This window comes from Pigmentiphaga sp. CHJ604 (genome assembly GCF_036972535.1).
GTDB lineage: Bacteria > Pseudomonadota > Gammaproteobacteria > Burkholderiales > Burkholderiaceae_B > Pigmentiphaga > Pigmentiphaga daeguensis.
Map to the genome: position 1 here is coordinate 1,478,390 of NZ_CP136998.1, position 14,960 is coordinate 1,493,349.

A 14,960-nucleotide genomic window follows, 5' to 3' on the forward strand; every position below is an offset into this window, starting at 1 on the left:
TTTCCTATTGAGGCAGCCATACCCGGCATAGCGAGAGCAGTTTGTCGACGTCCAGCGGCTTCGAGATGTAGTCGCTCGCGCCCGCGTCAAGGCAGCGCTGGCGGTCGGCGGGCATGGCCTTGGCCGTGAGCGCGATGATGGGCAGCTTGGCGAACTGCGGGCGGCCGCGGATTTCGCGGATGGCGGTCAATCCGTCCATCTCGGGCATCATGATGTCCATCAGCACGAGGTCGATGTCGCTCGAGCGGGCCAGGGCTTCCAGCGCTTCGCGGCCATTGCGGGCGATTTCCATCTGGGCGCCGAGCGGTTCGATGACCTGCGACAGCGCGAAGATGTTGCGGATGTCGTCCTCGGCCAGGAGGATGCGCCGCCCCTCGAACGCGGAGTCGCGGCTGCGTGCTTCCTTCAGCATGCGCTGCTGCTCCGGCGGCAGGTCCGACTCGACGCTGTGCAGGAACAGCGTGACTTCGTCCAGCAGGCGCTCCGGCGACCGGGCGCCCTTGATGATGATGGACTTCGAGTAGCGGCGCAGCCGCTGCTCTTCGTCGGTGGTCAGCGAGCGTCCAGTGTAGACGATGACGGGCGGGAAGGCGTAGGGACCGTCGCCGGCCATTTTCTCGAGCAGGTCGTACCCCGAGCCGTCGGGCAGCGCGAGGTCCATGATGACGCAATCGAAGCTCCTGGTGCGCAATTGCTCCAGCGCGTCGGCCATGGTGCCGACGCCCGTCTGTTCGAGTCCGGGGGATTGCAGCAGCAGCTGTATGTTGCCGCGCAGCGCCGCGTCGTCCTCGATCACGAGGATACGGCGCAAGCGCTGCCTGAGCCGGGCTTCCAGCGATTGGATCGCGCCGGCCAGCTGTTCGCGCGCCGACGGCTTGAGGGTGTAGCCGATGGCGCCCAGTTGCAGGGCTGTCTCGGTGTAGTCGGAAACAGAGACCACGTGGACCGGCACGTGCCGCGTGGCCGGATCGCGCTTCAGGCGTTCCAGGACGCTCAGGCCGGAATCGTCGGGCAGGCCCATGTCCAGCAGGATGCCGCAGGGCTGGAGCTTGCGGGCCAGTTCCATGCCTTCGACCGCGGTCATGGCCAGCACGCAATCGAAATCCAGCTCATGGGCCAGGTCGTACAGTATCCGGGCAAAGGCGAGATCATCCTCGATGGCCAGGATCAGCCTGCCTGTCCGCGTGAGCTGTTGGCGATCGTCAGGCATGGCGTCCTGGCGCGGTGTCGCGGGCGCTTCCGGGGCGGCGGGCGAGGCGCGCTGCGCGGGCACGTCGGGTACTGCGGGCGGCGTCGGCTGGACAGGCGCGGCGTTCCGCGCAGGAGGCCCGGCCGGGGAGGCGGCTTCCTGCGGCGCATGGATCGCCACCGTGAGCGAGAAGGTGCTGCCCGCGCCGACCTCGCTGGAAACGGTGATGTCGCCTCCCAGCAATTGCGCGAACTCCTTCGAGATGGACAGCCCCAGGCCGCTTCCGCCGTATTTCCTGCTGGTGGTGCCGTCAGCCTGGCGGAACGCCTCGAAGATCACGCCTTGCTGCGACGGCGCGATGCCGATGCCGGTATCCACCACGTCGAAGCGCACCTGCTCCTCGCCGGCCGGCGCCACGCGCAGGGTCACGCTGCCCGTCTCGGTGAACTTGAAGGCGTTCGACAGGAGATTCTTGAGGATCTGCTGCAGCCTCTGGTTGTCCGTCACGAGGACTTCGGGGGCATGCTGGCCGCGTTCGACGCGGAATTGCAGTTGCTTCTGGCCGGCGACAGGTTCGAAAGACCGCCGCATCGCATCCAGAATGCTGTCGACGGTGACGGGCTCTGCCTGGATGTCGATATGGCCCGCTTCTATCCTGGACAGATCCAGGATGTCGTTGATCAGCAGCAACAGGTCGGTGTTGGACGAGTGGATGGTCTGCGCGTAGCGGATTTGCTCGTCGGTCAGGTTGCCGTGCCGGTTCTCGGCCAGCAGCTTGGCAAGGATCAGCGAACTGTTGAGCGGCGTGCGCAACTCGTGGGACATATTCGCCAGGAATTCGGACTTGTATTGGTTGGCCCGTTCCAGCGCGCGGGTGTTCTCGGCCAGGGCGCGTTGCGCGGCGATGAGATTGTTCTTCTGCCGCTCGAGGCTGTCGGTGTATTCCTCCAGCTGGCGGTTGGTCTGCTCGAGCTCGGCCTGCTGGGTCTCCAGCCTGGACTGGGAATCCATGAGCGCCCGGCTCCGTTCTTCCAGTTCCTCGTTGGAAACGCGGAGTTCCTCCTGCTGGACCTGCAGCTCTTCGCTCTGGCGCTTGGTCTCGGCCAGGAGGGCCTCCAGGCGGGTGCGGTACTGCGCCGCCCTGAGGCCGGCGCCTATGCCTTCCGTGGCAGCCTGCACCATGTCGATGACGTCCGCCGTGGCGCCATCCGTTCCCAGGAAACCGAGCTCGATGGCGCCGACGACGGCGCCGTCCGCGAGCAGCGGTGCCGCCACGATGCCGGCCGGTTCCGTGGAGCCGAGCGCCGAGCCGATCTTCAGGTGGCTGGACGCAAGGCCCTGCAGGACCAGTGGCCGCCGCTCGAGCACGGCCTGGCCGATGGCGCCGTCGCCGATGGGTATCTCGGCCGGCGCCCGTTCGCCCTCGGGCAGCGCCCAGGCTGCGACCCGGCGCAGCCTGCCGGCATCCAGGGAATAGAGCACGCCCACCTTCGCGTCCAGATAGTCCGCCAGCGCGCGCAGCACGCCGGTGGAGAAATCCGCTTCGCTGTTCTCGCCCTGCACCGCGGTGGCCATCCTGACCCTGCCTTCCTGTATCCAGGCGATGCGCCGGAGCCTGGCGCCGGAGTCGATGTACAGCGAGGCGACCGTCGCCAGCGCGAACAGGGTGATGGCCCCGATCACCCGGTTGATGGCCGCCATCGCCGTCAGCTCGGCGTTGGTCGGCGACCAGACGTAGCCGATGGCAAGCAGGATGGTGCAGGCGATGGCCACGAAGTAGGGGGCCATGCGATCGCGGGACAACAGGCAGCCGGTCACCGGCGCGATATAGAGGATCCACTCCACGAAGCCGATGGGAGTGAAGATGTCCGTGATGAAGACCAGGGCGGCCATCGCGCCGGTCAACAGGTAGACATGGAAGGACGACAAGTTGCGGGGCAGGGCCATGGGCGTCTTCGTGCGCGGGAGTCGGGCAGGCCTGCATAGGCGCATGCCCGGCATCGAAAGGGAAGGGGCCGAGGGAGTGGCTCGCGGGCGGCTCGGCCGGCAAGCGCAAAAGCATATATCGGTATCAATCGAGGTGCAAAACCGGCGCCGCCCGGAGCGATCCTCCGCGTCGGCGGGCCTGCCCCGTACGGTCGAGCTGAAAGTTAGGGTAATCAACTAGTTGATTAACCAACTTTCTTGCCACAGAATCGCCCTCACTGCACAAAAGATTCGCCACGAGACGAGGAGCAGGAGACATGAGGAAGCTGATAGGCGGGGCCATCGCGGCCGCGGCGGTGGCCTGTGCCGCCCAGGCGCAGGCGGCGACGATCAAGGTGGGGGTCATCGGTCCGTTCTCGGGCCCGTTCGCCCACTACGGCAAGCTCTACAAGGACAGCGTGGAGGCCTATCTGGCCAGCCACGCAGGCAAGCTTGCCGGGCACGAGGTGCAGGTGCTCTACCGTGACAACGGCGGTCCCAATCCCAGCGGCACGAAGGCGCTGGCGCAGGAACTGGTCGTCAAGGACAAGGTGGACTACCTCGGGGGCTTCGTCTTCACGCCCAATGCGATGGCGGTCGCGCCGCTCATCACGCAGTCGAAGACGCCCACGGTCATCTTCAACGCCGCGACCTCCGACATCACCGAGAAGTCGCCCTATTTCATCCGTACGTCATACACCCTCTGGCAGGTAACCGTTCCCGCCGCGCGCTGGGCCTACAAGCAGGGCAAGCGCAAGATGGTCACCGCGGTCACTGACTACGCTCCCGGCGTCGATGCCGAGACGGCCTTCAAGACCGAGTTCGCCAGGCTCGGGGGCACCGTGGTCGAGTCCATCCGCATGCCCATCAGCACCACCGACTTCGCTCCTTTCGTGCAGCGGATCAAGGCCAGCGGTGCGCAGGGCGTCTATGTCTTCCTGCCCGGCGGGCCTCCCAACCTGGGGTTCGTGAAGGCCTACAACGAGAACGGGCTGCGCGCGGCCGGCATCGACTTCCTGGGATCGGCGGAGACCGATGAATTCGACCTGCAGAAGTTCGGCGACGCCGCGCTGGGCCTGACCACCGCATTCCATTACTCGGCCGCGCACGACTCCGACGCCAACCGTAAATTCATCGAGGCGCTGCGCGGGCAGAGCAAGGATGCGATCGCGAACTACGCGTCGGTGGGCGCCTGGGACGGCATGGCCGTCATCCACAGGATGATCGAGGCCACCGGCGGCAAGCGCGACGGCGCGGCGGCGATCGAGGCGGCCCGCAAGCTGTCCTGGGAAAGCCCGCGCGGACCCGTGTCCATCGATCCGGCCACGCGCCACGTGACCCAGAACGTCTATCTGCGCAAGGTCGAGCGCAGCGGCGGCCAACTGGTCAACCGCGAAATCGAGAACTTCGGACCGCAGCCGGACTTCGGGCTCAGGAAGTAGGCGCAGCCTCCATGCACATTCTCGCCAACATCCTGATCGACGGAATTTCCTACGGCATGGTGCTGTTCATCATCTCCGTGGGGCTTTCCATCACCCTGGGGCTGATGCGCTTCATCAATCTCGCCCATGGCGCCTTCGCCATGACCGGCGGCTACCTGGCCGCCTGGCTGGTGCGCACCCAGTCCTGGGGCTACGCTGCGGGCGTCGCCGCCGCGGTCGCGCTGACGGCGGCGCTGGGGGCGGTGCTGGAAGCCGTCGTCCTGCGGCGCCTGTATCGCCGGTCGGAGCTCGACCAGGTCCTGTTCACCATCGGCCTGGCCTTCGTGTTCGTGGCCGCCACCAATCTCGTCTTCGGGCCGCAGGTACAACTGATTCCGCTGCCGCCCTGGCTGGCCGGCTCGGTCGACCTGGGCATGCGCACGCTGCCCATGCAGCGCATGTTGGTCATCGCCATGGGAGCCGCGGTGGCGCTGCTGTGCGGCCTGGTGGTCTCGCGCTCGCGCTTCGGCGTCTGGCTGCGGGCTGCGGTCGACAACAAGGATGCGGCCGCCGCGCTGGGCATCAACATACGCCTGGTCGGCGGACTGACCTTCGCCGCCGGCTGCGGGCTGGCGGCGCTGGGCGGCGTGCTGGGCGCCGAACTGATGCCGCTCGAACCCTACTATGCCCTCAAGTACCTGGTCCTGGTGCTGGTGGTCGTGGCCGTGGGCGGCATGGGCAGCATTGCCGGCACGCTGGCCGCGGCGCTGCTGCTGGGCGTGATCGAGACGGCCAGCAAGTACCTGGCCTCGGAATACGGCAGCCTGTTCTTTTTCGTCGCCATGATCCTCGTGCTGTCGGCGCGGCCCCAGGGGCTGCTCAGGAGGGCCGCATGAGCCGTGCGGATATCGAGCGCGCGCTGGCGCCGTCGTCGCCGCTGCGGCATTGCGCCATCATCGCCGGCGTCGGCCTGTGCGGCCTGCTGTTGCCCGACCAGTGGCCGCTGCTGGCGCGCATCGCCGTGATGGCGTTGTTCGTCCTGTCGCTGGATCTGGTGGTGGGTATCGCGGGGCTGGCCACGCTGGGCCACGTAGCCTTCTTTGGCATGGGCGCCTACGCGGCCGGCATCGTCGCGCTGCGCTGGAGCGCCGACCCGTTGCTGGGGCTGGCGGCGGGCGCGGCGGCGGGCGCGGCGACCGCTGCCGTCTCGGGCCTCCTGGTGCTGCGCTACCAGGGGTTCACCTTCCTGATGCTGACGGTGGCCGTCGCGCAGATCCTGCACAGCCTGGCCAACAAGCTGCGCGGATGGACCGGCGGCGACGACGGGCTCTCGGGCTTCGTCATCGATCCCGTCCTGGGTATCGCGCCGTTCGACCTGGAAGGCAAGGTTGCCTATCTGTACGCGCTGGCGGTGCTTGTCGGCAGCTATTACCTCGTCAAGCGCATCGTCGATTCCCCCTTCGGCCTGTCGGTGCGCGGTATCCACCAATGCCGCCCGCGCATGCCCGCGCTGGGCACGCAGGTCGGGCTTCAGTTGTGGAAGATCTACGTGGTCGCCGGCCTGTTCGCGGGCATGGCGGGCGCGGTATCGGCGCAGATCAGCGGCATCGTGGGGCTGGACAGCTTCGGCTTCTCGCTGTCGGCCGAGGCGCTCGTCATGCTGATACTGGGCGGGGCCGGACGCTTGTACGGCGCGCTCGTCGGCGCAGCGATCTTCATGGTCCTGCATCACACGGCGTCGTCGATCAATCCCTACCACTGGCTGTTCGTCATCGGCGGCCTGCTGATGGCGATCGTGCTGGCGCCGCGCGCATCCCTCGCGGCCTGGTTCCGGGCGATGCCGCGGCCATGGGCCCATGGCGCGCGGGCCGGCAAGCAGGAGGCCGCATGACGCTCAGCGTACGCAAGCTCGACAAGTCCTTCGGCGGCCTGCACGTGACGCGCGCGGTGTCCTTTGACCTGGCGCGCGGCGAACGCGTGGCCCTGATCGGCCCCAACGGCGCGGGCAAGACCACGCTGGTCAACCTGATTTCGGGCGCGCTCAAGCCCAGCGGCGGCGAGGTCCTGCTGGAGGGCCGGCGGCTGACGCACCTGCCGCAGGCCCGGCGAGTGGGCTGCGGTCTGGCCCGCACTTTCCAGATCACCACGCTGCCCGCGCGCATGCCGGTGCTGGACCAGGTCGAGATGGCCATCCATGCGCGGCAGGGCATGGCGCATCGGTGGTGGCGCCCTGCCAGCGTCTACCGCGAGGTGCGCGACGAGGCCTGGGCCATCCTGGAGCGCCTGTCGCTGGAGCCGGCGGCGGGCCGGACGCCCGGCGACCTGGCCTACGGCGAGCAGCGCCTGGTGGAGATCGCGCTGGCCCTGGCGCTGCGGCCCTCGGTGCTGATGCTGGACGAACCCATGGCCGGCGTGCCGCGCGGGGAAGGGCGCACCGTGCTGCGGGCGCTGGAGGAGCTGCCCGGCAGTCTTTCCATCCTGATGATCGAACACGACATGGACCTGGTCTTCAGTTTCGCGCAGCGCATCATCGTGCTGGCCGAGGGACGCATCATGGCCGAGGGCACGCCGGACGAGATCCGCCGCCACCCCCAGGTGCGGGCGGCCTACCTGGGAGCGAAGGCATGAACCCCGGCGCTCCCTTGCTGGAACTGCAGGGCGTGGTGGCCGGCTACGGCCCGGTCACGGTGCTGAACGGCCTGGGCATGGCCGTGGAGGCGGGCAGCCTGACCGCGCTGCTGGGCCGCAACGGCGTGGGCAAGTCCACCACGCTGAAGGCCATCATGGGCCTGGCCCAGGTCAAGGCGGGACGCATCCTGTTCGAGGGGCGCGACATCACGCGCTGCCGGCCGGACGAACGCGCCGGCCTGGGATTGGGCTACGTGCCGCAGACCCGCGACATCTTTCCTTCCCTGTCGGTGGAGGAAAACCTGGTGGCGGGCCTGAAGCGCTTTCCCGCCGGCGATCTCGACCAGGCCTACGCGCTATTCCCGCGACTGCGCGAGCGGCGGCGCAACCGGGGCAACCAGTTGTCGGGCGGCGAACAGCAGATGCTGTCCGTGGCCCGCGCGCTGCTTGGCCGTCCGCGCCTGCTCCTGCTGGACGAACCGCTGGAGGGGCTGGCGCCCGTGATCTGCCAGGAACTGCTGGAAGCCTTCCGCCGGCTGGCGGCCCAGGGCGGGCCCACCATGCTGATCGTCGAGCAGCAGGTGCAGGAGGTCCTGGCCTTCGCCCGCCAGGGCGTCATTCTGGAGCGCGGGAGCGTGGTCCACCAGGGAGACTGCGTGCAACTGCGTACCCGCGACGACATTCTCGATCGTTACCTGGGCATGGCCGTCGCGTGACGGCCATGCCCCGAACCTACCCGTGAGGCGAACATGGCCGATATAGCCGCCGACATTCCCGTGGTCGATTTCGACCCGTTCAGCGACGAATTCCTGACCGACCCCTACGACTACCACCGCCGGATGCGGGATGCCGGCCCGGTGGTACACATTCCGAAGTACGGCATCCTGGCCGTTGCCCGGCATGCCGAGGTCCATGGCGTGCTGAACGATTGGCAGACCTTCATCTCGTCGGCGGGCGTCGGACTCGCCAATTTCCGCACGGAAAAGCCGTTCCGGCCGCCCAGCCTGATCCTCGAGGCCGATCCGCCGCAGCATACGCGCTCGCGCACGGTGCTGGGCCGCATCCTGTCGCCCAGGACCGTGCAGCAGATCCGTCCGCAATTCCAGGCGGTGGCCGAGGCGCTGATCGACCGGTTGGTGGAGAAGGGCACGATAGACGGTGTCAAGGAACTGGGAGAGGCCTATCCCCTGAAAGTGTTTCCCGACGCGGTCGGCCTGACGGAAGACGGGCGCGAGAACCTGCTGGCCTATGGCGACATGGTGTTCAATGCCTTCGGCCCTCGCAACCAACTGCTGGTCAATGCCGCCAAGCGGGTCGAGCCGCTGACGGACTGGATCATGAGCAACTGCCAGCGCCGGAACCTGCGCCCGGGCGGATTCGGCGACCAGATCTACCAGGCGGTCGAGACCGGCGAGCTGACCGAGACCGAGGCGCCGATGCTGGTGCGCTCCTTCCTGTCGGCGGGCGTGGACACCACGGTGAACGGCATCGGCAATGCACTGTGGTGCCTGGCGAACCATCCGGACCAATGGGACAAGCTGCACGCCAATCCTGCGCTGGCCCGCCAGGCCTTCGAGGAGTCGCTGCGCTTCGAGGCGGCGGTGCAGACTTTCTTCCGCACCGCCAGCCGCGATTGCGAACTGGCCGGCGTGCCCATCCGCTCGGATACCAAGGTGCTGACCTTCCTGGCCTCGGCCAACCGCGATCCGCGCCAGTGGCAGGACCCCGACGTGTTCGACATCGAGCGCCGTGCCACCGGCCACATGACCTTCGGTTCGGGCCTGCACGGCTGCGTGGGGCAGGCCGTGGCGCGGCTGGAAGGCGAACTGATCCTCTCGACGCTGGCCCGCCGCGTGCGCCGCATCGAGCCGCTGGGGCCGCCCACGCGGCGCCTGAACAACACGCTCAGGGCGCTGGCGAGGCTGCCCCTGAAACTCCACGCAGCATGAAGGAAGGATGTATGCCCGAAGTTCATCTGATCCAGCCCGACGGCCGGCGTGTCACCCTGGACGTGCCGGTGGGCACCAGCATCATGCAGGCGGCGGTGTCGGCCGGGGTGGCCGGCATCGTCGCCGAATGCGGCGGTTCGTGCATGTGCGCCACCTGCCACGTCTATGTGGACGAGACCGCCCTGGCCCGGCTGCCCGCCATGCTGCCCACCGAGCACGAGATGCTGGAGTGCACGGCCGCCGAGCGCCGTCCCGGCAGCCGCCTGAGCTGCCAAGTTAAAATGACGGAAGACCTGGCCGGGCTGTCGTTCACGCTGCCGGAGAGCCAATAACCCATTATCCACGCACGCCATGCGTGCCCGAGGCATGACCGCCAGACAACGAGAACGTCCGACGCGCACCGACGCGCCGCAGGGCCCCGCCGTCGACCTAGACCGCTATACCCCCGCGTATTTCACCTTCATCGCCAACAAGCTGGCGCGCGGTGCGTCCAAGCATTACCTCGAGACCTACGGCGTCGGCATCGAGACCTGGCGGATCATGGTCATGCTGGCGATCGAGGGCAAGGTCACCGCGCAGCGCGTGTGCCAGCTCATCGGCATGGACAAGGCCTCGGTCAGCCGGACCTTCAAGAGCATGCATGCGCAGGGCCTGATCTCGTTCAGTTCCGACGACCACGACGGCAGGTTGCGCCACGCCGCGTTCACGCCGCGCGGGCGCGAGATGCACGACAGCATCATGAAGTTCGCGCTCAACCGCGAACAGGCATTCCTGTCGGTGCTCGCGCCGGACGAGGTGGACGTGCTGATCGATCTGCTGCGGCGCCTGCACGAGAACCTGCCCATGGTGGACGCCACCTCCGACGCCTTCATGGAAACCCAGCGAGCCCGGGGGCTGGTCCCGCCCCGCGGTCCGCGCCGACGCAAGGTAAGCACATGACCCGACTCGTTATCGTGGGCGGCGGACACGCCGCCGCGCAGCTGGCCGCCTCGCTGGCGGAAAAGCAGTTTCCCGGCAGCATCGTCCTGGTCAGCGACGAGCCCGAGATCCCTTATCACCGGCCGCCGCTTTCCAAGACCCTGATCAAGGATCCGGAGGCGCCGCTGCCCGAGCTGCGCGGCGCGTCCTTCTACGAGCAGGCCGGCATCACGCTGAGGCTGGGCACCCGCGCGCTGTCCATCGACCGGGCCGGCAAGCGCCTGCGGCTGTCGTCGGCCGCGGGGCAGGAAGACCTGGCCTACGACCACCTCGTGCTGGCCACGGGCGCGTGCGTGCGCGAACTGCCGCAGGCACCCGTGGGGACGCCCGGCGTGCACTATCTGCGCACCTATGCCCAGGCGCGGGCACTGCGCGATGCGCTGCCCGGCGCCCGGCGGGTGGTGGTGCTGGGCGGCGGCTTCATCGGTCTCGAGATCGCGGCCACCGCCCGCCACCTGGGCAAGGAAGTGACCGTGTTCGAATCCATGCCGCGCCTGTTGACGCGCTCGGTGTCGCCCGAGATCTCGTCCTTCCTGCTGGAGACGCATCGCGCGGCGGGGGTGGACATACGCCTGGGCAGTTCGGTCGACGGCCTGGAGATGGCGCAGGGCAGGGCGGTGGGCGTGGTGTCGGGCGGCGCGGCCGTCCCCGCGGACATCGTCATCGCCGGCATCGGCGCGACGCCCAACGTGGACCTGGCACGGGACGCCGGCCTGGCCTGCGACAACGGCATCGTGGTCGACGCCACCCTGTCCACCGAGGATCCGGCCATCTCCGCCATCGGCGATTGCACGTCCTTCCCGCATCCCGCATGGCCGCAGCCGCTGCGGCTGGAATCGGTGCAGAACGCCAACGACCAGGCCCGCACCCTGGCCGCCCGGTTGTGCGGCGATCCCCAGCCCTATACCGCCGTGCCCAGGTTCTGGTCGGACCAGGGCGAGGCGCGCCTGCAGATCACCGGCCTGTGGCGCCCGGGTTACCAAAGCGTCGTGCGGCCGGCGGCGCGCGGCACCGGCTTCTCGGTGCTGCATTTCGACGGGGACGCGCTGCGGGCCATCGAGTCGGTGAATTCGCCGGTGGACCAGATGACGGCCCGCAAGCTCATGCAGGCCGGACTGTCGCCCGCCAAGGGCACGGCGGCCGATCCGGCCGTGCCGCTGAAGGCCTGAGGCCAGGCCCGGCCGAACTCCTCCGGCCGGAGGCCGGGCGCTTGCATGCCGCCGCCTCGGGAGCGATACACTTACGCTTTCCGCCGCCTGCCGGGGCGGCGCCGCGGTGGACATGGTCCGCCAGGCCCGAGGAGCAAGAATGAGAGTTGTCGTATTAGGTAGCGGTATCATCGGCACGTCCAGCGCATGGTGGCTGCGCCAGTCCGGCCACGACGTCACGGTGATCGACCGCCAGCCTGGTCCGGCGCAGGAAACCAGTTTCGCCAACGGCGGCCAGATCTCGGTTTCGTATGCCGAGCCCTGGGCCAATCCGCAGGCTCCGCTCAAGCTGGCGCGCTGGCTGCTCCGGGGCGACGCGCCGCTGCTGTTCCGGCTGCACGCCGACTGGCACCAGTGGCTGTGGTGCATGGCCTTCCTGCGCGAGTGCCTGCCCGGCCGGCTGCCGCGCAACGTGCGGGCCCTGGTCAATATGGCGGCCTACAGCCGCAAGACCCTGCAGGACATGCGCGCCGAACTGGGCATCCCTTACGATCATCTCGAGAAAGGGATCATCAATTTCTATCGTGATCCGGCCGAATTCGACGCTTCGCAGAAGGCGGCCGACCTGATGCGCGAATACGGCGTCGACCGCCGCATCCTCAGTACCGAGGAACTGGTGGCGCTGGAGCCGGCCCTGGCGCCGCAAAGCCACCGCATCGTCGGTGCAGACTACACCGCGGCCGACGAAAGCGGCGACGTCTATCTCTTCACCACCGCATTGGCCGAGAAGGCCGCCGCGGCGGGCGTGGAATTCCGTTTCTCCACCCAGATCACGCGCCTGCTGGACGAGGGCGGGTGGGTCAAGGCGGTGGAGACCATCGACGCCCACGGGCGCTACGCCAAGGTGCAGGGCGACGTCTTCGTGGCCGCGCTGGGCAGTTTCACGCCGGAGCTGGTGCGCCCGCTGGGCGTTTCCTGCATGGTCTATCCGGCCAAAGGCTATTCGGCGACATACCCCGTTACGGATTCCACCCGCGCTCCCACGGTCAGCCTGACGGACAGTGCCCATAAGGTGGTATTTTCGCGGCTGGGCGACAGGCTGAGAGTCGCGGGAACCGCGGAACTCAGCGGCTATTCCCGCGCTCTGAACACGGTGCGCTGCCAGGCGCTCACCACCTTGACGCGGGAGCTCTTTCCAGGAGCGCTGGACTTCGACAAGGTGTCGTACTGGTCGGGACTGCGCCCCGCCACGCCGTCGAACGTGCCCCTGATCGGCCGCACGCGCCTGCCCAATCTGTACCTGAACACCGGGCACGGCACCTTGGGGTGGACCATGGGCTGCGGATCCGGGAGGGCCTTGGCCGACCTGATAGGCGGCCGCCGGCCGCAGGTGGATTTTCCCTTTTTGTGAGTGTGTCTCTTGAGCTTGACCATGTTTTCGGAGAACGGATCGATGCAGCCGACTAAGCGCTGGTTGAAATGGGGTGTGTCGGTGTTCGCCGCCGGCGTCCTGGCCGTGGGCGGCCTGGGCACGGCAGCGGCGCAGGGCGCCAAGAAGGGCAGCGCCAAGCCGGCGACCAAGGCCGCGCCGGCCAAGAAGCCGGCGGCGGGCGCCGCCAAGGCCGCTGGCGCCGCGGGTGCCGCCGGTGCCGCCGCCGCGATGGCCGCGCCTTCCGGTCCGATCGAGTTGCAGGTGTGGCATACCCTGAACCCGCAGCAGGCGGCGGAGTTCGATTCGCTGGTGCAGCGCTTCAACGAACAGCAGCACGGCTTCATGGTCAAGGTCACGGCCAAGCCTTCGGTCGAGGCGCTGATCGAGGATGGCACGGCCGCCGTGCGCGCGCGCCGCGCCCCGCACCTGGTCGAGCTGCCCGACAACCGTTCGCCTGAGTTCATCGCGCGGCAGGGAGCCATCCTGCCCATGTACGAATTGCTGGCCAAGTATCCGATCAAGGACCTGCGCTGGTTCCTGCCGCAGACCACCGCCGGCATGAGCGATGCGAAGGGCCGCCTGCTGGCGCTGCCCTGGATGGCCGACATCCCCGTCTATCTCTACAACCGCGACCTGTACCGGCGCGCGGGCCTGGATCCCGATACCCCGCCGCGCACCTGGCGCGACATGCAAGCGCATCTGATCGCGCTGCTGCAGAATGGCGTCAACTGTCCCTACGCCACGAGCTGGCAGACCTGGGTGCACGTGGAAAACCTCTCGGCCATGCACAACACGGCCTACGCCACGCGCAACAACGGGCTGGAAGGGCCCAACGGCGCCCAACTGCTGGCCAACGACCTGCTGCACGTCCGCCATCTGGCCCTGATGATGAGCTGGGTCCGCAGCCACCTGTTCCCGGTGCGCACCGACCAGGACCAGGCCGATGCCGCGTTCGCGTCCGGCGAGTGCGCCGTGCTGACCAGCGGCAGCAGCGCGCTGGCCCAGGTTCAGGGCAAGGCGGCGTTCTCGTACGGCGTGGCGCCGCTGCCCTATTACGAGGAAGAGGCGTCGCGTCCCAGCACGCCGTTCGTGGGCGGTTCCGCGTTCTGGGCGCTGGGCGGCCACTCCACCGCCGAACAAAAGGCGCTGGCCACCTTCATCGCCTACCTGGCCACGCCGGTGGTGGCGGCCGAATGGCACCAGAAGACCGGCTTCCTGCCGCTGACCGAAGCGGCCTATCGCGCCTCCGAGGTGTCGTTCTACAAGAACATCCCCGGCGCCGAGAACGTGGTGCGGGCCATGGCCAATCCGCCCGCCAAGTTCACGCGGGGCTTCCGCCTGAACAACTACGATCGCGTGACCGACATCATCAACAGCGAACTGAACGCCGTCTGGAACGGCGTCAAGCCGCCCAAGCAGGGGCTGGACGATGCCGTGGCGCGGTCGTCGGCGGTGATGAGCGCGAAGAAATGACCACCGGGGAAGGCGCCGTTTCCATCAGGACCTGGCCCTATCCCCGCGTGGTGGCTCATAGGGGCGGGGGCGCGCTGGCCCCCGAGAACACCCTGGCGGGCATGCGCGAGGCCCATGCCCGCCGCATCGGCGGCGTCGAGTTCGACGTCATGCTCGCCGCCGACGGCGTTCCCATCCTCATGCACGACACCCGGCTCGGACGCACCGTACCCGGCGTGGGAGACGTGGGCGCATTCGCGTCCGCGGACCTGGCGCGCATGGACGCCGGCGCCTGGTTCGATCCGCGCTTCCAGGGCGAGCCCGTGCCGCGCCTGGAGGACATCGTGCAATGGCTGCGCCGCCATGGCGTCTGGATGAACATCGAGATCAAGCCCATCCCGGGCCACGACGTGGATACCGGGCAGGTGGTGGGGCAGATGGTGCAGGATCTGTATGCGGGGGTTGCCGATCCCGCCGGGTTGCCGCTGTTCTCGTCCTTTTCCGCCAAGGCGCTGGGCGCCGCGCGCGAAGCCGCGCCGGACATTCCGCGCGGCCTCCTGGTGGAGGGCGTGCCGCCGGACTGGCGGACCCGGCTCGAAGCCCTGGATTGCGTGTCCCTGCACTGCCGGCACGACTTGCTCGATGCCGGGCTGGCGCGCGACATCAAGGCCGCGGGGTACGGCCTCATGTGCTACACGGTCAACGATCCGGAGCGGGCGCGCGAACTCTTCTCATGGGGCGTGGATGCCCTGTGCACCGATCGCTACGACCTGATCGGCGCCGACTTCCGGTAAACCG

13 protein-coding genes are annotated in these 14,960 nt (G+C 68.3%); 12 read left to right on the forward strand and 1 reads right to left on the reverse strand.

Features of this window, described 5'->3' with window-relative positions; genetic code table 11:
* Positions 1-4: 4 nt before the first annotated feature.
* Positions 5-3,136 (reverse strand): response regulator, encoded by a 3,132-nt coding sequence (locus R4823_RS07110; RefSeq protein WP_338618098.1) that lies wholly within the window; start codon positions 3,134-3,136, stop codon positions 5-7.
* A gap of 296 nt (positions 3,137-3,432) precedes the next feature.
* On the opposite strand from R4823_RS07110, the gene R4823_RS07115 reads away from it, so the two are divergent.
* The 12 genes from R4823_RS07115 to ugpQ all read left to right on the forward strand — a co-directional run bounded on the left by R4823_RS07115 (position 3,433) and on the right by ugpQ (position 14,956).
* The gene (locus R4823_RS07115; RefSeq protein ID WP_279816117.1) at positions 3,433-4,596 is read left to right on the forward strand and encodes an ABC transporter substrate-binding protein; all 1,164 of its coding nucleotides are present in this window, start codon (positions 3,433-3,435) and stop codon (positions 4,594-4,596) included.
* A gap of 11 nt (positions 4,597-4,607) precedes the next feature.
* Positions 4,608-5,471 carry a branched-chain amino acid ABC transporter permease gene (locus R4823_RS07120; protein ID WP_279816115.1) on the forward strand — a complete coding sequence of 288 codons (864 nt, stop codon included), beginning with the start codon at positions 4,608-4,610 and terminating at the stop codon, positions 5,469-5,471.
* The gene (locus R4823_RS07125; protein ID WP_338618101.1) at positions 5,468-6,466 is read left to right on the forward strand and encodes a branched-chain amino acid ABC transporter permease; all 999 of its coding nucleotides are present in this window, start codon (positions 5,468-5,470) and stop codon (positions 6,464-6,466) included. Before R4823_RS07120 ends, R4823_RS07125 begins: the two co-directional genes overlap by 4 nt.
* A complete protein-coding gene (locus R4823_RS07130) occupies positions 6,463-7,203 on the forward strand; it encodes an ABC transporter ATP-binding protein (protein ID WP_279816112.1) in 741 nt (246 codons plus the stop codon). The genes R4823_RS07125 and R4823_RS07130 overlap by 4 nt, the downstream gene beginning before the upstream one ends.
* Positions 7,200-7,919 carry an ABC transporter ATP-binding protein gene (locus tag R4823_RS07135; RefSeq protein WP_338618105.1) on the forward strand — a complete coding sequence of 240 codons (720 nt, stop codon included), beginning with the start codon at positions 7,200-7,202 and terminating at the stop codon, positions 7,917-7,919. Before R4823_RS07130 ends, R4823_RS07135 begins: the two co-directional genes overlap by 4 nt.
* 33 nt (positions 7,920-7,952) lie before the next feature.
* Entirely contained in the window at positions 7,953-9,152 is a 1,200-nt protein-coding gene (locus R4823_RS07140) for a cytochrome P450 (RefSeq protein ID WP_338618109.1), read from the forward strand.
* 11 nt (positions 9,153-9,163) lie between these two features.
* Positions 9,164-9,484, forward strand: coding sequence for a 2Fe-2S iron-sulfur cluster-binding protein (locus tag R4823_RS07145; protein WP_087839938.1), 321 nt, complete (start codon positions 9,164-9,166; stop codon positions 9,482-9,484).
* Positions 9,485-9,518: 34 nt separating this feature from the next.
* Positions 9,519-10,091 carry a MarR family winged helix-turn-helix transcriptional regulator gene (locus R4823_RS07150; RefSeq protein ID WP_087839998.1) on the forward strand — a complete coding sequence of 191 codons (573 nt, stop codon included), beginning with the start codon at positions 9,519-9,521 and terminating at the stop codon, positions 10,089-10,091.
* Complete coding sequence (locus R4823_RS07155; protein ID WP_338618112.1) at positions 10,088-11,299, forward strand: FAD-dependent oxidoreductase; 1,212 nt, start codon at positions 10,088-10,090, stop codon at positions 11,297-11,299. The genes R4823_RS07150 and R4823_RS07155 overlap by 4 nt, the downstream gene beginning before the upstream one ends.
* A gap of 139 nt (positions 11,300-11,438) precedes the next feature.
* Positions 11,439-12,689: a D-amino acid dehydrogenase gene (locus R4823_RS07160; RefSeq protein ID WP_338618113.1), complete on the forward strand. Its 1,251-nt coding sequence runs from the start codon at positions 11,439-11,441 to the stop codon at positions 12,687-12,689.
* Between the two features lie 42 nt (positions 12,690-12,731).
* A complete protein-coding gene (locus tag R4823_RS07165; protein ID WP_338618115.1) occupies positions 12,732-14,183 on the forward strand; it encodes an extracellular solute-binding protein in 1,452 nt (483 codons plus the stop codon).
* Positions 14,180-14,956, forward strand: coding sequence for a glycerophosphodiester phosphodiesterase (gene ugpQ / locus R4823_RS07170; RefSeq protein ID WP_338618116.1), 777 nt, complete (start codon positions 14,180-14,182; stop codon positions 14,954-14,956). The genes R4823_RS07165 and ugpQ overlap by 4 nt, the downstream gene beginning before the upstream one ends.
* The last annotated feature ends 4 nt before the right edge of the window (positions 14,957-14,960 follow it).